The following is a 17,728-nucleotide window of genomic DNA, read 5'->3' as shown; positions in this document are numbered from 1 at the left end:
GGATCGGATTTCCTCGGGCCGGGCGCGATCGTGCCGACGCCGCGACCCTGCCGCCCGCCCTGTCCGGCGACTTGGCCCGCCCTATGCCTGAGGTGGGCGCCCTTAGTTCGACCGGCAGGATTCATGTTCAGGCATATCACCACTCTGAGTGCATTTGTCGCGATCGCGGCCCTCGGCCCTCCCGCTCGGGCTCAGGAGCGCTTCCCGGTCGAGGAGGCGACGATCGCGGGCGTCCGCGAGGCTCTCGCCGCGGGGCGGATCAGCTGCCGCGACCTCGTGCAGACCTATCTCGACCGGATCGCGGCCTACGATCAGGCCGGGCCGAGGCTGGCGGCGATCCGCGCGGTGAACCCGCAGGCGCTCCGTCAGGCCGAGGCGTTCGACCGTGACCGCGGGCGCCTCGCCGCGCAGCCGCTCGCCTGCGTGCCGCTGGTCCTCAAGGACAATTACGACACCGCCGAGCTTCCCACGACCGGCGGCTCCGCCTCGCTCGCGGGCGCGCAGCCGGCGAAGGACGCGTTCGCGGTCGCGAAGCTGCGCGAGGCCGGCGCCATCGTCCTCGCCAAGGCGAACCTGCAGGAATTCGCGCAGGGCGGCGTCTCGGTCAGCTCGCTCGGCGGGCAGGTGCGCAACCCCTACGACCTGACCCGCACGCCGGGCGGTTCGAGCGGCGGCACCGGGGCTGCCGTCGCGGCGAACCTCGCGCTCGCCGGCACGGGCACCGACACCGTCAACTCCATCCGGTCGCCCGCCTCGGCCAACAACCTCGTGGGCCTGCGCCCGACGCAGGGCCTGATCAGCCTGAGCGGCATCATGCCGGTGTCGAAGACGCAGGACGCCATCGGCCCCATCGCCCGGACGGTCTCCGACGCGGCCGCCCTTCTGCAGGCCATGGCCGGCCCGGATCCCGACGACCCGCTCACGGCGGCCGCGGCGGGCCGGCCGCCCGAGGATTACGCGGCCTCCCTGAAGCCCGACGCGCTCAGAGGCGCGCGCCTCGGCGTGGTCAGGCCGCTGTTCGGCACGAAGCCCGAGCACGCCGAGGTGAACCGCGTCATGGAGCAGGCCCTCGACGTCCTCGAGAAGGCCGGCGCCACCCTGGTGCCGATCGAGGATCCGGCCTTCGAGGCGAACCGGCTCAACGCCGAGAACGACGTGCAGACCTACGAGTTCAAGGCGCTGTTCAACCCGTACCTCGCCACGATCCCGAACGCCCCGCACAAGGATCTCGCCGGCATCATCGCCTCGGGGCAGTTCCACAAGGCGGCGCTGGAGACGTTCCTCACCGGCGCCGAGGCGCGCCAGGACGGCATGGCCGAGCCGGAATACAAGGCGCGGCTCGCGCGGATCGCCGCCTTCAAGGCGCATGTCGCCTCGGTGTTCGAGGCCGAGCGCCTCGACGCGCTGGTCTACCCGCTGCAGAAGCGGCTGGTGGTGCCGATCGGCGAGCTGAACCAGGCCGATCGCAGCGGGATCGTGGCGGGGCTCACGGGATTTCCGGCCATCGACGTGCCGGCCGGCTTCTCGGCGCCGAGCGAGACGGCGCCGCTCGGCGTGCCGATCGGCCTCGACCTCCTCGGCCGGCCCTGGAGCGAGGGGCGGCTTCTCGGCCTCGCCTACGCGTTCGAGCAGGCGACGAAGCTGCGCCGGCCGCCGGCGAGCGCGCCGCCGCTCGGCTCATCCGCGCGATGAGGTCATCCGCGCGATGAGGTCATCCGCGCGATGAGGCCGGCCGCATCGGACGCGCCCGTCCGGCGGGTATGAGCCGAGGCCAGCGATCCCGACCCCGAGAGGCCGGGGCCGCTCCCTCGGACCGGGCCGGCACGCCGCGCGACGCGGCCTGCCGGCTGCACAACCTGAAAGCGAGGAGCTTTCGCCGTCACTCCTCGGCCGGCTCCTCGGCGGTCGCCGCCGCCTCCCGCCGCCGCTCCGCGGACAGGCGCAGCGGCGGGTCGATCCAGCCCGACGCGTCGGCGTCGGCGATCCGGGCCGCGGGCTGGCAGACCGGGGCTGCCAGTGGCCTCGGGGTGCCTTCGAAGGCTGCGAGCAAAGGTCCGTCGACGAGCAGGTTCGCCGCGGCCAGGAGCAGGCACAGCAGAAGGGCGCTCGGTGCGAGTGCGCGAACAAGGGTCATCAGCAGCTCCGAGGTACTCGAACGTAGCTACTCTGCGACAGCCCGCAGTGAGCTTGGCCTTTATGGCCGCGAGAAGGCGGGAGGCAGGTTCGGACCGTACGGTCGGCGCGGCGGGACCTCTTGCCGGACCTCGTCCGTGATCGTCGACCATCACGGTGGTTTTGGCACCTCGAAGATCGCCGAAGCATCTCGCGCATCACCGGCCGAGGCCCTCGCCCGCGGCGCTACGGCCCCCGGATTCCGCCTCGGTCGGCACCCATCGCATGGCCTGCCGGTACAGCCGGTCGAGCACCGCCAGGGCTTCCGGCCCGTCCTTCTCCGCCTCCGACCTCAGGAGCGGCAGGCCGCTCTCCAGGGACGCGACGACCTCCGCCCGCCGCGCCTCCCGCCCCTCGGCGAACCACTGCACCGAAACGGGTGGCCCGACGCTAAACAGCGCCCCGCCCGCCACCGGCAAGACCCGGTAGCTCCGCGTTGTCCAGAGCAGCGCGACGCCCGGATTGCGGTCGATCATCCGCCCGGCCGGATGGGGCGCTTCGTCGGGTAAATCCTTGTCGTTTCGCCGCATTCTCGGCCTCGACAGGAACGGGCAGGCCCGAGCCGAATGCTCGGCGCAGTCCCGGTGCGAGGGCGGCTCCGCCGAGACGCCGTTCACCGCGCAGAGGGGGCCGGTGACGAAGGTCTTGAAGCGGCCGAGCGGCCGTCCGCAGACCCAGCAGAGGGAGCGTCGGACCGCCTCCTCCAGCTTGCCGGGAGCGACGCAGCGGAAATCCGGCGTGCCGTCCACCCAGGCGACGAACCAGGGAACGGGAAAGCCGCGCCCGTCGACGGGGCGGGACGCGAGCCTGTCCGGCGAGATCAACGCTGCCATCTTCGACCCGCACCAGCGTATCGGACGGGAGGGTTTCGCGCGACGAAGGACGATCCATCGTCCTTGGACGCGCCGTCACATGGTGTCTTCTGACCGCGCGCACGGCAACGCTCGGTGCCGAAGCCGACCGACAGTGGAAAGGCTGGCAATTACACGCAGCAGGCTGCCGGGACGCGGACGATGACGTTCCGATTACGCAACGAGAGGCGGCCAGCGGAGCCGCGCCCACTGCCGCCACGCGGATCAGGGAGGGCGTCATCCGGCTTCGAGAAGGGGCCGGAAATGCTCCAGCCAACCTCGGAGCCAGACCTCGAAGCCCTGCTTCGCCCCGACTTCGCTCGCCGCATGGCCCCAGGCCTCGTCGTTGAGCGGGCTCCACCACGTCCAGAGTTGGTGGGTGCCGTCATACTCGACGGAGCCCACCTCGATCGGGCCGACGCACCCGACGAAGCGACGGAGGGGCACGTCGGCGATGCGATCCTGTTTCCAGACGATGGCGCTGCGCGGCATCCCATGCCAACGGCCGGCTCGCGCACAGGTTCGATTGCGGCGAGCGGATCATCCGGTGCATCCCGCACCTGCACGCCGAAGGCTGCTCGCGCGAGGGCGAATCCGTCCCCCTGCCGGGATCAGCGCTTCGTCACGACCACTTCCAAGTACGCGCTCGGGACGATCAGCGTCTCGCTCCCGCCGCGGTTGCTTCGCGTCAGCAGATCGAGGATGTCCGCCTCGAGACTTGCCTGCCGCTCGCCATCGAGCGCCGCGAATGCCCGGTTCGTGGGGCCGTAGAAGGTCCGGAAGACGTCGAGCCAGTGCTCCGGCGACCTATAGCGGAAGCTGAATACTTGCGATGTCGCGGCGACTTCGTGGCCCGCGAACAGCTCGTCGAGCCGCTCCGGCGTGCCCCACAGCGCGGGCGAGCGCAGACCCGGCGGCGGCGGCACATGGCGGCCGATCAGCCGGAAGAGCTGGCCGATGAAGCCGTCGGGCGTCCAGTTGGCCAACCCGATCCGCCCGCCGGTGCGGCAGACGCGCAGCATCTCTCGCGCGGCGGCCTCCTGATTCGGCGTGAACATCACGCCGAAGGTCGACAGGACGACGTCGAAGCTGCCGTCCTCGAACGGCAGGGCCTCCGCGTCGGCTTCCTGCAGTCGAATGCTGAGACGGTCCGCGGCCGCGCGCTCCCCGGCCCGCTCCAGCAGCGCGCCGACATAATCGGTCGCCGTCACGTCGGCTCCGCGGCGGGCGGCCGCCAGGGAGGCGTTGCCGTTGCCGGCCGCCACGTCGAGCACCCTCTCGTCGAACCGCAGATCGACGGCCTCGCACAGGCGCTCGCCGACGATCTGCAGGGTCGTGCCGACGACCGCGTAGTCGCCCGACGACCAGGTCGCACGCTGGCGCTCCTTGATCGCCTTGAAATCCGGCTGCGGGACGGTCGAACTCTGCGGGCCGCCGGCGCTGCCGGCCGGCTGTGTGGACGCGGGTTGAGGTGTCGGAGCCGTAGTGCTGGTCATGGCCGCCTCCTGACAGGTCAGGTTCGGAGCCGGCGACCGCCCCTCGACCGGGTCGCGTTCGCGACATCCGGTCCGCCGTCCGAAGCACCATGATATCCGGCCACGTCAGAGACCCGAAGCGTGCGCCGAGCCCCGTGCGGTCGCAACCTTGCCGGCGGAACGCACCACCCTCCGCCCGCAGGCGCCGCGCTCCGGGCGTCCGGGACGCGGCTCCTCGCCTCAGAACTTCTCCGGCAGCCCCTTCACGGCCTCGCCGAGGGCCTCGACACTCTCGCGGAGCTTGCGGCCCGCCGGGGCGAGCGAGGGCACCTTGAGGCCGAACACCTCGGTCGTCTCGGGTTCGTCGGCGGCTGCCGCCGTGGGCGCCGGCTCGGCCGAGGCCACTTCGGTCTTCCTCGCGGCGGGGGGCTTGGCTGCGGCGGTCTTCGACCGCGGCTTCGCGGCCTCCTTCGGCGCGTCCTTGAAAGCTTCCTTGGCCGCTTCCTTCGCGGTCTCCTTCGCCGGCTCGGGCGGCAGTGCCGCGAACGCGACGTCAGCGGTGCGGGCCTTCACGGTCTGAGACCGGGCGGGGCTCAGCGCGTGGGCGGTCTTGACCGCGCTCACCACCACGGCCTCGCGGGCCGGCGCGACCGTCGCGACGTTCTCGATCATCGGCGCGCGCTTGGCCGGGACCTTCTCGGCGGCCGGCCGGGCAGGAACGGGTTGCGGCGCCGGCGCTGCGATTTCGGAGGGTTGCGCCTGCGCGTCGAGCGCCGCCCGCAACGGCGCGACGGGCTCCGGCAGGGGCAAGGCCGGGGTTTCCGCAGGTTGTGTCACGACGGCGGCTTCACGGGCGACGCTTCCGGTAGCGAGGGCCGGCACGCCGTCGCGCAGGTCGGGCCAATCGGCCGCCGAGCGGTTGATCGCGATCGGCTTCGGCGGCGGACCGGCGAGACCGCCGAGGAACGACATGGAGGCGGACGAGAAGGCGGCAACGCCGCCGAGCGCCAGACCGCCGAGCAGGACGATGCGCAGCTTGCCGCCGAGCGCGGGGCGCGACGTGGTCGCCGCCTGCCGACTCGGCTCTGCATCGCCCGAGACTGCTGCGGTCCGGGCTTCCGACGGATCGATTGAGACGTTCATCATCGGGCGGGGTCTCTTCCTAACGCGACGCACGGTTATGGACCGGCGCTCCCCCTGACCGATCCCGGCGCGCTGCCGCGCCGTCGGCTTCTCCGGCGCAGGTCGAACAGCACGCGGTAACAGCCTTGGTGGACGAGATGAGCGGGACAATACGGCGCAAAGATGTCCGCCCGCGCTTCCTCAGTCATCGCGATGACGAGTGTTCGAAGCCCCGGATTAACCGTGATCAACTTAAGGCTTCGTTTCCGGACACGACTGGAAGTGCTCCGTCGTGATCCTCGGCGAGACCTGAAGGCTGTGGAAAACTCGCTCGCAGCTTGTCGGACTGCAGGCGGGCGACCTTCTCGACGCTGCGCGTCCATCGATCCGGCATCCGGTGCGGCCGCTCGCCACGCCCGAGGCAGTGCTTCTTGAGGGCGAAGAGTTCAGGGTCTCCCCAGCGCGCCAGCAGCGTCTGGAAGGCGTCGTGGCGGGCGACGTCGAATTCGGTCGGCGCGTTCGCCGCGTCCTTGCAGGGATGCGGAGGCTGCATGTAGGCGTGCGGGACGAACCCGGCCGGGATCGGCGCCGTCGCCGCGTGGCTGCGGCCGAGCCGCAGGACGCTCGCCACCACGTGAGCCCGCGGCCCGCCGGCGCCCGCATCGCCCGCAACCTCGATCCGGCCAAGCGGTCCGGTGAAGACCAGGGTGAGCGCGCCGGGCGGGATCGCCGCGAGGCGGGGATCCTGCGGATCGAGGCCGGGAGTGCCGCACGCTCCGCGCAGGGTCGCGAGCGCACCGGGGTCGCGCGTCCGCAGGCACGGCGCGCAGGATCTGAGACCGAAGCCGAGGTCGAACAGGATCCCGTCCCGGTCCGTCGAACGGAGCGCTTCATCGTCGGGTCCCAGCTCTGTCACGGCCGGACGGATCTCGCCATTCTCGAAACCGCACGGGAGGCAGAGTGCGACGGCGTGGCTCCAGTTCTCGCCGAGCGCGGTCTCGTAGGCGAAAGCTGTGGTCGCATCGGGCAGCTTCAGGCCGACGCCGCCCCGCGGCGTCACGACGCCGAGGCGCCCGTCCTCGAGAGGAGTGGCGCTCTCGTCCCTTGAGCGCCGGAACACCGCCGCCGCTCCGAACGTGCCGAGGCTCCAGGCCGTGTCCGCATCCGCAAGACCGGCGCGCAGGAGATCGGCGATCGCGTTCGTCCCGTGCATGACGCTGCGTCCAACACGCTCCGAGCTAGCCGCGCACGGCGTGTTTCACAAGCGCGAGCGGCGCGGCACCGGCTGTGGACCCCTGCTCCAGGCGCGTGGACTTCGGCGGCACCGTTTGCGATTCTGAAGGTCTGGGCGCAGGCGCCCTGCTCCATGACGATGACCGACACCGCCGGCACGGCTCCGACGATATCCTCTTCCCGACCGCATCGCCTCGCCTTCTGGGCAGGACTGCCGACGCGCGCCCGGCTCATCGCCGTCGTCCTGATGATCGACGTCATCGCTGCGGTCGTCTCGTGCGGGGTGATCGTGCTGAACGCCCGCTCGGCCGTGACTGTGGAGACGCGCGCCTCGCTCGCCACGGTCGAGCTCCTGGTGGCCGACACGATCCGACTCGCAGAGGATACACCGGCGGACAGGCTCCTCCAGACCCTCGATCTGCGCTTTCAGGCACTACGGCACGTCCGGGTCTCCCTGTTCGACGAGACGGGCCGCAAAGTCGGCGTCGCGCTCACGCGGCTCCGCTCGGACAAGCACGTGGCTCCCACATGGTTCTCCCGGATGATCGCGCCGCCGATCCAGGAGCACGTGCTGCCAATCGTCGCCGCCGGGCGGCAGATCGGCACGGCCCGGATCGTGACCGAGCCGCTCGACGAGATCGACGAGGTCTGGGGCTACGCCGTGGCGCTCTCCGTCTCGACCTTCTGCATCAACGCCGCGATGCTCATCGCCCTCTACCTCGCGCTGGGACGGGTGCTGGCGCCGCTCGGGAACCTCGCGGACGGCCTGACGCAACTCGAGCACCACGACTACACGGCCCGCCTCGAGCCGCCGGATTCCCGCGAGCTCGCCATCATCGCCGAGCGCTTCAACGGCGTCGCCGAGGCGCTGACCGAGGTGCGCGCCGCCAACGGGCGCCTCAACCGCCAGCTTCTGACTGCGCAGGACGACGAGCGTCGCCGCACCGCGCTCGAACTCCACGACGAGTTCGGGCCCTGCCTGTTCGCGCTCGAAGCCAACGCGGCCTCGGTCGGCCGCATCGCGCAGGGTCAGGCGACGCCCGACCGCGACAAGCTCGCCGCGCGCGCTGCCGACATCAGCATGATCGTCGGGCAGGTTCAGACCCTGAATCGCGACCTTCTCAACAGGTTGCGGCCCCACGCCCTCGGCGAGGTCCCGCTCGCCGAATGCCTGAACCTCCTCGTCCGCGATTTCGCGCGCCGCCATCCCGCGACGACCTTCGCCGGGCAGTTCGAGGATCTTGCGCGCGGCTACGGCGATCTCGTCGACCTCACCCTCTTCCGCTGCATTCAGGAGAGCATGACGAACGCCGTCCGCCACGGACAGGCGGCGCAGGTCACCGCGATCGCGCGCGAGACGCACGACCAGATGATCGTGGTGCACGTGACCGATGATGGGCTCGGCCTGCAGCCGGACCATCGGGTCGGGCTCGGACTGTCGGGGATGCGCGAGCGCGTCGAGGCGCTCGGCGGGACTTTCGAACTTGACAACGCCGCACCGGGCACTGTTGTCCGGATCACCATCCCCGCGGACGCCGAGCGGGGTGAAGAAGCAGGGGCCAGCGTGCCGCCATGAACGCGATCTCGTCCAACACCACCGCCGTCACCACCCGCCTTCCGGTCCTGGTGATCGACGACCACCCGATCGTCCTGCAGGGGTGCCGCCGGGTTCTGGAGGACGCCGGCATCGAGACCGTGGCGGAGGCGACCAGCGTCGTGGCGGGTTACCGCCTGTTTCACCGCCTGCGCCCGCCCGTCGTGATCTGCGACCTGACCTTCCAGGGAAGCGGCCTCGCCGGGCTCGGTCTCATCCGCCGCATGAAGGCGGTCGAGCCGAAAACGCGCATCCTCGTCTTCAGCATGCACAACGATCCGGTGATCGTCGCGCGCGCCCTCGAGGCCGGCGCCCTCGGCTACGTGCTGAAGGACCACGCCTCGGCCGAGCTCTACGACGCCTTCGAGCGGGTTCGCGTCGGCGAGGTCTACCTCGACCGCCGCCTCGCCACCGAGGTCGCGATGCTGCGCACCGACGCGCGGCGGACGCCTGAATCCCAGCTCACGCCGCGCGAGCAGCAGATCCTGGCCCGGCTCGCCCAAGGCAAGTCCTACGGCGCCATCGCGACGGATCTGTCCGTCAGCTACAAGACCATCACCAACGCCTGCTCGCAGATGCGCCAGAAGCTGGGCGTCCGCACGCTGGCGGAGCTCATCCACGTGGCGGTGACGCAGGCACAGCGGCAGGGATGACCACCGTTCGATGCTGACGGGCGAGTCCGGAGGACCGAGCGTGGATCGAGACGAGGCGGCGCACTTCTCGACGCAGGCCTGGGCCCGGAACGCGGATCTCTACGAGGTGATCCGCGCCATGCCGTTTAACGCCGAGCTCGCCGCCGGAAGCCTCGGCCCGGAGCGCTTCCGGCACTACATGGTGCAGGACGCGCACTACCTCATCGGCTTCGGGCGCGCGCTCAGCATCGCCGCCGCGAAGGCTCCCGACCCGGACAGGATGGTGCAGTTCGCGCGCGCGGCCGAGACCGCCATCGTGGTCGAGCGGGCGCTGCACGGCGGCTTCTTCCGCGCCTACGGGATCGACGCCGCGACCTTTGCCGCCACGCCGCTATCGCCCGCCTGCGATCACTACGTGAGCTACCTCTTGGCGACGGCCTACGCCGAGCCCTACGAGGTGGTGCTCGCGGCGCTCCTGCCCTGCTTCTGGATCTACGCCGAGGTCGGGCGCGACATCCACGCGCGGGCGGCAACCGGCAACCCGTACCAGGCCTGGATCGACACCTACGCGGGCGAGGACTTCGCCCGCGCCGTCGCGGAGATGATCGCGGCGACGGACGAGGCCGCCGCCTTCGCGGCGCCCGCGCTGCTGGCGCGCATGCACCGGGCCTTCGCGCACGCGACCCGCCTCGAGTGGATGTTCTGGGACGGCGCCTATCGCGAGGCGGTCTGGCCCGTCTGATCCTTGCCGGCCAGGCACGAATTCCTCGCGTTCACCCGTCCGCAGGCTGGTCGGTCGGCCGCGCTCTGCTAGCTTGACGGGGGCTGCCGCACGACGGCACGGGGGCTTGCGCCCTTCTTCCAGCAAGGAGCTGACAGCGATGACGGCGGGCCTGACGAGCGACCTCCTGCGGACGAAATCCCTGGAGCGCCTCAACGCGGACGCGGAGGCCGGCGAGCACAAGCTGCAGCGCACCCTCGGACCCTGGAGCCTGATCGGGCTCGGGATCGGCGCGGTGATCGGGGCGGGCCTGTTCTCGCTGACCGGCATCGCGGCGGCCGAGCATGCGGGGCCGGCGGTGGTGATCTCCTTCGCCATCGCGGCGATCGGCTGCGCCTTCGCCGGCATGTGCTACAGCGAGCTTGCCGGGATGATCCCCGTCGCAGGCTCGGCCTACACTTACGCCTACGCCACGATGGGCGAGTTCGTCGCCTGGATCATCGGCTGGGATCTCGTGCTCGAGTATGCGGTGGGAGCCGCGACCGTCTCCGTGAGCTGGTCGAAATACGTCGTGCGCTTCCTGCACGAGTTCGGCATCGACCTGCCCGGCAACCTCGTCCACTCGCCCTTCGAGACCTACCAGCTCGCCGACGGGACCACGGCGCATGGCCTCGTCAACCTGCCGGCGATCGTCATCATCTGCGCCTGCTCCTACCTGCTGATGGTCGGAATCCGGGAGTCGGCGCGGGTGAACGCGGCGGTGGTGATGATCAAGCTCGCCGTGGTGGCGGCGGTGATCGGCGTCGGCCTGTTCTACATCAAGCCCGCCAACTACGTGCCGTTCATCCCCGAGAACACCGGCACCTTCGGCGAGTACGGCTGGAGCGGCATCATGCGCGCGGCCGGCGTCGTGTTCTTCGCCTATATCGGCTTCGACGCCGTCTCCACGGCCGCCCAGGAGGCCAAGAACCCGCAGCGGAACATGATGATCGGCATTCTCGGCTCGCTCGCGATCTGCACGGTCATCTACATCCTGTTCGCGGGCGTGCTGACGGGCCTCGTCCACTACGATGCGATGCGGGGCGACGCGGCTCCGGTGAACACGGCCATCGCGCAGACGCCGTTCCCCTGGCTCAAGAACCTCGTGACCCTCGGCATCATCGCCGGCTTCTCTACCGTGATCCTCGTGCTGCTGCTCGGCCAGAGCCGCGTCTTCTACACCATGTCGCAGGACCGGCTGCTGCCGGGCCTCTTCTCCCGCATCCACCCTCAGTGGAAGACGCCCTACCGCTCGAACCTGTTCTTCATGGTCTTCACCGGCGCACTCGGCGGGTTTCTGCCGATCAGCCAGCTCGGGCACATGACGAGCATCGGCACGCTGCTGGCCTTCGTGCTCGTCTGCCTCGGGGTGATCATCCTGCGGCGCACGCAGCCGGACGCGAAGCGCGAGTACCGCACGCCGCTGGTGCCGCTGGTGCCAATCCTGGGCATCCTGAGCTGCGGGGCGATGATGGTGTCGCTCGACGGCGAGACCTGGATCCGCCTCCTCGTCTGGCTCGGCATCGGCCTCGTGATCTACTTCGCCTGGAGCCGCCGCAACAGCCGCATCGGGCGCGAGGAGAGCCAGGCGAGACGCTGAGGCGGAGCGCCTCTCGCGCTCATGCGATCGCCGCGAGCGCGAGACCCTTGCTGCGGATCTTGCGGGCGGGCGCCCCCACCTGCACCACCTGCCGCTCGCGGGCGATGAAGGCGGTGGGCATCTCCGCCTGCATCTCGGCCTCGACGGCTCTCAGGCGATCGTCGGAGTGGCAGGGATGGAGGTGGATGATCCCGAGGGCTTTCACGCCGGCGGCGCGGGCGAGCTCGACACCCTTCTGCCAGGTCGAGTGACCCCAGCCGCGACAGGTCGGGTACTCGCAGTCCGTGAACATGCCGTCGTAGACCATCAGGTCGGCGTCGGCGACGAAGTCCCGGAGTTTCGGGTCGGGCCAGGGATCGCTGTGCTCGATGTCGCTGATCACGCAGAGGCGCTTGCCGCCGTGCTCGAAGCGGTAGCCCACCGAGCCCTGAGGATGGTTCAGGAGGATGGTGTCCACCTGCATCCCGTCCGGGAACGTCAGCGTCTCGCCGGCCCTGAAGCCGTGGTGCTGAATCGTGCAGGGAAGCACGTCCAGTGTAACCGGGAAGAGCGGCGGCGCGAAGAGACGGCCGAGCGCCTCCTCTGCGGAAGCGCCGTCGAGATTGCCGCAGTAGGTGTGGACGGTCCGCTCGGGGTCGAACACCGCGGGCTTGAAGAAGGGGAGACCGCCGGTGTGATCGAGGTGAAGGTGGCTGAACAGGAGGTCGACCGTCTTCGGCATCGTCTCCCGGTGGAACTGGCCGCAATTGTAGAGGCCCGACCCCGCATCGATCAGGAACAGGCGCTCGCCGCAGCGGACCTCCAGGCACGGCGTACTGCCGCCGAACTCGACGTAATCGGGTCCGCTGACGGGAGTTGAGCCGCGGACGCCCCAGAAACGCAGCGACAGGCCGCTTTCCGGGGCAGGACGTTTCGACATCATCATCGGGGTCGTTTTACCAACTGTCCTGATCCCACGCGATCAGGAACCTTTCGGCGCGACGGCGTCAATGCGCCTGCTCGGCTCAGCCGGCAGGCAGGAGATGCTTCGCGCTCTCCACGCTCTGTGAGGTGGTGACCGGCGCGCGTTACCGATGTGCGTGCGCGCACACTCCGCGGGTCATGCATTCCGGTTCTCCCCACCCCGTCTCAGCGCTGCGCCACGCGGCCCGCGTGGGCGGACGGGTCGCCGGCGAGCGCCCAGAGCCCGGCCGGCAGGGCGTTCCGATCGGTCGCTGGGGCGTCGAGAGCGACGCGGACCAGCCTCGGAAGCGTCTCTGCGTAGCTCGCCGCGGCCGGCGCGAAGCGGTCCGGCATCCGCTCGTATGCGGCGACGAAGCGGGCGGAGACCGGATCGAAGGACAGCCCGCTCCCGGGTGCGATCCAGGCGGCCCATACCGTCTCGGGGACGGGCGGCGGCGGACGCCGCGCGGGGATGACGACGACCTCCTGCCCCGCGTAGGCCAGCGCCTCCGGCCGGCTGACTTCGCCGAGGGAGACGCCCTTCTGGGCGAGCGCGGCCCAGAACGGGTTCTGGCCGCCGTCCGAGTAGGTGGTGCGCACCGCGGCCGCGCCATCTTCGACGAGAGCGGCGATCCGCGCCTCCTCCGCGGCGCGGCGGATCGCGACCGTGTTCTCCTTCGCCGGATCCTTCGAAGGCGCGAAGGCGTAGCGCCCACCCTGGACGCTCACCTGCAATTCCTCGCCCGTCGCCTCGAAGCGGTCCGAGCCCTCCTTGAGCTGGCGCCAGAAGGCGATGTTCGGGTCCGTGCGGTGGCGCGCCATGTTCGCAGCGCTCATGCGGAACGGGAAGGACTGGAACTGGAAGGCCCCCTGACCGCCGGCGAGCGCGTCGCGGGCGATCGCGTAGATCTCGCCTACGACCTGATCGGTCATGGCGAAGCAGCCCATCGACGAGCAGACGCCGTGGACCATCACGGCCGAGCCAGTGCCGCCGTGCGCCTTGTCGAAGGCGTTCGGGTAGCCGACGTCGAAGGAGAGATAGTAGCGCGAGTTCGGGTTCATCTGGCTCTTGGCCACCGTGTAGAACCCCTCCGGAGTCTGCCGGTCGCCGGTCTTCCGCTTCGGGCCGAGCTGGCCGGACCAGCGGCAGATCGGGAAGGTCTTGATGTGCACGAAGCGGCCGCCCGCGGTCTTCTTCCAGACCTCGATCTCCGATTCCTTCTTGAAGGCGCGAAACAGGACGGGCGCGGACGCCATGCTGCCCTTGGCTGCCATCAGGGCGAGCGTCGCGGCCGGGATCGGCGCTTCCGCCTTGGCGTTCTGCGCCTCCGCGGCGCCGTGCTGCAGCCAAGCGCCGAGCGCGAGGAGGCCGACGACGCGGAAAAGCTGTCCGGCTGTGGCAGGAAGCATGGGCGGCCTGGAAATGCGACGGTGCCGGACGGCCCGCCGGTGCGGCACGAGGCCCGCACGATTCGGGATCCTGGCGGCGCATTGCGGCGCCGTTGAGGCTGGCACCCTGTCCTAACGGACTGCGGCGGCAGGGAAACCGGCGCCAGCTCCCGCTCAGGCCGGAACCCGCTCCTCGTCCGCAGCCACGACGGTGTTGCGGGCGACGCTCGCCACGGCGTGGAAGGGCGGCAGCGCGCCGAGATCGGCCGCGTCGGGCAGACACACGATGAGGCCGCGGCCGGCGCGCGCCGCCCTCAGGCGGGCGAGCCGCTCGCGGAAATCCTCGGGCTTGCGCTCGTCGAGGAGGATCGCGACGACGAGGATGTCCGGGTCGCGGATGAGGCAGCGGGCGAGATCGATGGCGACGCGCTCGCGCGGGCCGATCGCACCCTCTCCGAGGCTGCTGCCGGCACCCACGAGCCCCGGTTCGACGCTGCTCTCCAGCCCGAGCCGGTACACCGAGCGTTCCAGGTCCTCGTCGGCCAGGACCCGCCGGACCACGGCGCGCACCCGCGCCTCGGCCCCGGCCTCGCCGTAGGCGATCCGGCCGAACAGCAGGTTCTCCTCCAGGCTCGCCGCCGCGTTCACGCGGGCCGGATCGTAGAACTCGACCTGTCCCTTGAGATGCATGGGCAGCATCGCCGAGAAGGAGCGGCGGGCTGCGACGAGTCGTTCCTCGAAGGCCGCATCGATCAGCCCGAAGCGGTGGCGCGTCTCGCTGTAGCGCAGGGACAGGCCGATCAGGCGCTCCCGGTCGCGCTGCCCGGCAGGCCCGCGGCGCCAGCCGCTGGCTTCGGATTGCCGGGCGACCAGATCCTCGAAATAGGCCCGCTCGGCGGCGGGAAACAGCGAGAACGCGTCGAAGAGCGGGTGGTCGTTCGGCAGGTCGGCGAAGATCTCGACTGTGCTGCGGGCGACCTGCAGCCCGATCTCGACGAGAGGACGCGTGAGGTCCTCCGCTTCCAGCACCGCCCTCAGATAGGGGTGACGCCCGAGATTGGACGCGGCAAAGGCCGTGCCGACCGCTTCTCCGAACAGGATGTTCTCGCCGACCGTGGCCTGATGATTATAGCGCTCGGGATCGAAGGGCTCGACGAGGCGCTCGGCATTGTCGGCGGCGAGGGCCGCTCGCACGGCCTGGCGCGCCGCGACGACGGCGCCGGCGAGCTCGGGGTCGGCATCCGGGTCGATCCGGCCGACGAGACCGCGCGCGTAGACGAAGCTGTCGAGCCCGGTGATCCGGAGCGTCTCCACGAAGACGGGTTCCTGGATCACCGCGGCCGGATCGACGCCGTAGAGGATGTTCTGGCGCAGCGTCCCCTCGATCAGGATGGCCTCGCCCGCCGCGTAGGCGATGCGCCGGGCGCGCTCGGCCGGATCGAAGCTGCGCAGGTCGAGTCCGGCGAAGGTCGCCGAGCCTGAGGTCGGCTCGATCTGGCCCGAGAGGACGCCCGCGAGCACCCGCGCGCCGCTGCCGCGCCCGCCCGTGATAGCCGCGTGGGCCGGCATCGGCAGGACGAGATCGGCGCCGACGAGGCGCTCACCGGAGCCGGGCTCGTAGGCACTCACGCCGGCGAGCGCCAGCGGCCCGGCCTCCGGCACCGGGAGCGCGTGCGCGCTTCCGCGCGGGCGCCGCCGCTCGAGGTCGCTCAGCGCCCGGGAAATCTCGCGGAAGGACGGCGCGACCTCCGCCCGGAGGACCCAGAGCCGCAGCGTCACGGCGACGAGCAGGGCGGCGAGAGCGAAGGCGCCGCCCGCCGCCGCGAGTGAGCCGGCGGTGACGACGTCCGCGGGCGGCGCCCCCGGGGTCGCTGCGCCCCGCCAGAGTGCCGCGCCGAGAGCGAGTGCCGGCAGCAGAACGGCGAGCGCGACGGCCGGGGCCCGCGCGTAGGCGAGGCGCGCCTCGGCTCGCCCGAGGGCGCCGCGGCTGGCGAGCGCCTTCGCCCGCAGGCGCACGCGCTCCTGCGCGGCGGCGCCGTGGGAGCGGACCGCCGGCAGGCGCCGCACGAGATCCACGAGCGCACGCTCGGCGAGGCCGCTGACGCTGCGCCTCAGCTCGGCCCGGGCCCGGCCGGTGCGCAGGATCAGGGCGCCGGCGAGGCCGGAGGCGAGGAGACCGACGACCGCCACCGGCAGGAGGCGGGGCGCCGCGAGGAGTGCTGCGAGCGCCGACATCACGACCGCACCGGCGGTCAGCGCCGGGACCAGGACCCCGACCGCGAGAAGCCCGTCGATCCGGCCGAGCAGCGCCCCGACGAGATGCGCGAGGCCGCGCGCCTCGTCGCGGGCGCCGAGCGGCGCGTGCAGGATGGCGTCGGTCGCCGCGCGGCGAAGCTGCCAGGCGGCCCGCGCCTCGGCGGAGAAGCACAGCCGAGCGATGATCCAGCCGAGCCCGGCGAGCGCCAGTGCGGTGCCGGCCAGCGTGAGGAAGGCGGCGAGTTCGAGCCCCACCGGCGTCAGCGGCCAGCCCTCCGCCAGCACAAGGCCGCCATCGACGCCCGGCAGCCTCAGGCGGAGGTAAGGGAGCGTCGACGCCGTGTCGCGGCCGAGCGTATCGACGAGATCGCGCAGGCAGAGCAGGGCGAGCGCCGCCAGCGGCCCGCCGATGCCGAGCGCAAGCCCGACCGCGGCGGCGTGGCGGCGCGGCGCCGCGCGCCACGCGAAGAGGATCGGATCGCGTTCCATCGCCGTCCGGGGCTCGAGCTCGGGTCCAGGGCGGTCTTACGGTGCGCCCGCCCGCTCGCAAAGCGCGGCCGCGCACCCGAGAGACGGTCACGATCCCGTCAGGTGAGCGCGAGCGCCCCGCGCCGTTGATCGTGCCGCGCCTGCGCCGTCTCCACCCAGCGGCACGGTTCCTGCCACTGAGACGCGTGAGGCGATGCCTCGTTCGGGTTCCCTCGTTCCAGCGGACGGACACGGCTAGCGGTACGCCTCCTACGCCGACCCATCTCGCGTTCCGCCGGCCGGGATCGCCGGGCGATGAGCCAGCTCTTCTCGCCTGGCACCGACGCTCTCTACCGCCTCGCCCTGTTGACCGGCATCGCCTGCATCGCGGGCCTGCCGATCCTGGCGGCCGGCATCGTGCGCTGTGCGGCTGAACCGCCTGCCGCAATACGTCTGTTACAATCACGCGGTCCAGGTGACGAAGCGGATCGGCTGCTCGACCTGCCACGGCGAGATCACCGCCATGCAGATGACCTACCGGGCGAACGCGTTCGAGATGCGCTTCTGCCTCGATTGCCACCGCAACCCGGAGAAGTACCTCCGCACGTCCGATCAGGTCTGGAACATGACCGGCGTCTACGCCGACTGGCACCTGCCGCTGGCCCACCCGCTCGAATCCTGGAGCGACGCCCGCTCCCGCGACCAGACGGTCGGGCTGATCCAGCCCGTGATCGCGCCGCTCTACGATGGTCGCACCGCGACCGAGATAGTCGGAGCACACGAACGGGGCGATCCGGGCGACGGTCGGAGCCTGCTGCGCGACCACTGGCGCGGCGAGGGCGAGGAGCCTTCCGCCTTCGAGGAGCGCTTCGCGGACGCCCTCCGGGCGGGGTTCCTCGCCGACACCGCGCTGCCTCCCGAGAGCGCGTCGGCGGCCGCGAAACACCCCGCACCCGCACCTGTGATGGTCGGCGATCACGGCATCGAGGCCGTGTTCCGCCCGCACCCCACGATCGGGGACGGCACGCACGCCGATCTCGGCTGGCTGCAGGAATCGCCGAAGCCCCGCGCACGGGCCGATCCCCATTCCAGAGACGGTGCGGGCGCTGCGCATCGCCAACCGCACGATCCGGCCCTACGCGATCCTCGGCGCGCTGCTGGGCGTCGGCGGGTTCCTGGCCCTGTGCATCTACGCCACGGCCTTCGACTACACCGTCCTCATCGGCGGGCGCCC

General features: G+C 71.2%; 15 protein-coding genes. 6 read left to right on the top strand and 9 right to left on the bottom strand.

The genetic code is table 11. From position 1 onward, the window contains the following. Positions 1-123: 123 nt before the first annotated feature. A complete protein-coding gene (locus MOX02_RS05165) occupies positions 124-1,692 on the top strand; it encodes an amidase family protein (RefSeq protein WP_147024736.1) in 1,569 nt (522 codons plus the stop codon). Between the two features lie 187 nt (positions 1,693-1,879). Here MOX02_RS05165 and MOX02_RS05160 read toward each other — a convergent pair whose 3' ends face one another. The 6 genes from MOX02_RS05160 to MOX02_RS05135 form a co-directional block, all read right to left on the bottom strand. Then, positions 1,880-2,134, bottom strand: coding sequence for a hypothetical protein (locus MOX02_RS05160; protein ID WP_147024735.1), 255 nt, complete (start codon positions 2,132-2,134; stop codon positions 1,880-1,882). Positions 2,135-2,330: 196 nt separating this feature from the next. Next, positions 2,331-3,005 carry a hypothetical protein gene (locus tag MOX02_RS32035; protein WP_238179420.1) on the bottom strand — a complete coding sequence of 225 codons (675 nt, stop codon included), beginning with the start codon at positions 3,003-3,005 and terminating at the stop codon, positions 2,331-2,333. A gap of 255 nt (positions 3,006-3,260) precedes the next feature. Then, positions 3,261-3,470: a hypothetical protein gene (locus tag MOX02_RS05150; protein WP_373866717.1), complete on the bottom strand. Its 210-nt coding sequence runs from the start codon at positions 3,468-3,470 to the stop codon at positions 3,261-3,263. 164 nt (positions 3,471-3,634) lie between these two features. After that, positions 3,635-4,519: a class I SAM-dependent methyltransferase gene (locus MOX02_RS05145; protein WP_147024733.1), complete on the bottom strand. Its 885-nt coding sequence runs from the start codon at positions 4,517-4,519 to the stop codon at positions 3,635-3,637. Between the two features lie 219 nt (positions 4,520-4,738). Then, positions 4,739-5,644: a hypothetical protein gene (locus tag MOX02_RS05140; protein ID WP_147024732.1), complete on the bottom strand. Its 906-nt coding sequence runs from the start codon at positions 5,642-5,644 to the stop codon at positions 4,739-4,741. A gap of 223 nt (positions 5,645-5,867) precedes the next feature. Continuing rightward, positions 5,868-6,833 carry a DUF6925 family protein gene (locus tag MOX02_RS05135; protein ID WP_174804880.1) on the bottom strand — a complete coding sequence of 322 codons (966 nt, stop codon included), beginning with the start codon at positions 6,831-6,833 and terminating at the stop codon, positions 5,868-5,870. A 153-nt stretch (positions 6,834-6,986) separates the two neighbouring features. Between MOX02_RS05135 and MOX02_RS05130 the strand changes: the two genes are divergently transcribed. From MOX02_RS05130 to MOX02_RS05115, 4 genes are all read left to right on the top strand, one after another. Then, positions 6,987-8,429, top strand: coding sequence for an ATP-binding protein (locus tag MOX02_RS05130; protein ID WP_373866716.1), 1,443 nt, complete (start codon positions 6,987-6,989; stop codon positions 8,427-8,429). Then, positions 8,426-9,100 (top strand): response regulator transcription factor, encoded by a 675-nt coding sequence (locus tag MOX02_RS05125; protein ID WP_147024731.1) that lies wholly within the window; start codon positions 8,426-8,428, stop codon positions 9,098-9,100. The genes MOX02_RS05130 and MOX02_RS05125 overlap by 4 nt, the downstream gene beginning before the upstream one ends. Positions 9,101-9,110: 10 nt before the next feature. Then, positions 9,111-9,821, top strand: coding sequence for a TenA family protein (locus tag MOX02_RS05120; RefSeq protein ID WP_147024730.1), 711 nt, complete (start codon positions 9,111-9,113; stop codon positions 9,819-9,821). A 139-nt stretch (positions 9,822-9,960) separates the two neighbouring features. Beyond that, positions 9,961-11,439, top strand: coding sequence for an amino acid permease (locus MOX02_RS05115; RefSeq protein ID WP_147024729.1), 1,479 nt, complete (start codon positions 9,961-9,963; stop codon positions 11,437-11,439). Positions 11,440-11,458: 19 nt separating this feature from the next. On the opposite strand, the gene MOX02_RS05110 is transcribed toward MOX02_RS05115, so the two are convergent. The 3 genes from MOX02_RS05110 to MOX02_RS05100 form a co-directional block, all read right to left on the bottom strand. Further along, positions 11,459-12,361, bottom strand: coding sequence for an MBL fold metallo-hydrolase (locus MOX02_RS05110; protein ID WP_147024783.1), 903 nt, complete (start codon positions 12,359-12,361; stop codon positions 11,459-11,461). A 206-nt stretch (positions 12,362-12,567) separates the two neighbouring features. Continuing rightward, positions 12,568-13,791: a L,D-transpeptidase family protein gene (locus MOX02_RS05105; RefSeq protein WP_147024728.1), complete on the bottom strand. Its 1,224-nt coding sequence runs from the start codon at positions 13,789-13,791 to the stop codon at positions 12,568-12,570. Positions 13,792-13,944: 153 nt separating this feature from the next. Then, the gene (locus MOX02_RS05100) at positions 13,945-16,515 is read right to left on the bottom strand and encodes an ABC transporter ATP-binding protein/permease (protein ID WP_147024727.1); all 2,571 of its coding nucleotides are present in this window, start codon (positions 16,513-16,515) and stop codon (positions 13,945-13,947) included. A gap of 1,076 nt (positions 16,516-17,591) precedes the next feature. Between MOX02_RS05100 and MOX02_RS32030 the strand changes: the two genes are divergently transcribed. Next, on the top strand, positions 17,592-17,728 hold a 137-nt coding region (locus MOX02_RS32030), incomplete at its 3' end, for a quinol:electron acceptor oxidoreductase subunit ActD (RefSeq protein ID WP_244948430.1).

The organism is Methylobacterium oxalidis (assembly GCF_007992195.1).
GTDB lineage: Bacteria > Pseudomonadota > Alphaproteobacteria > Rhizobiales > Beijerinckiaceae > Methylobacterium > Methylobacterium oxalidis.
This window is presented reverse-complemented; position numbering and strand designations above follow the sequence as displayed.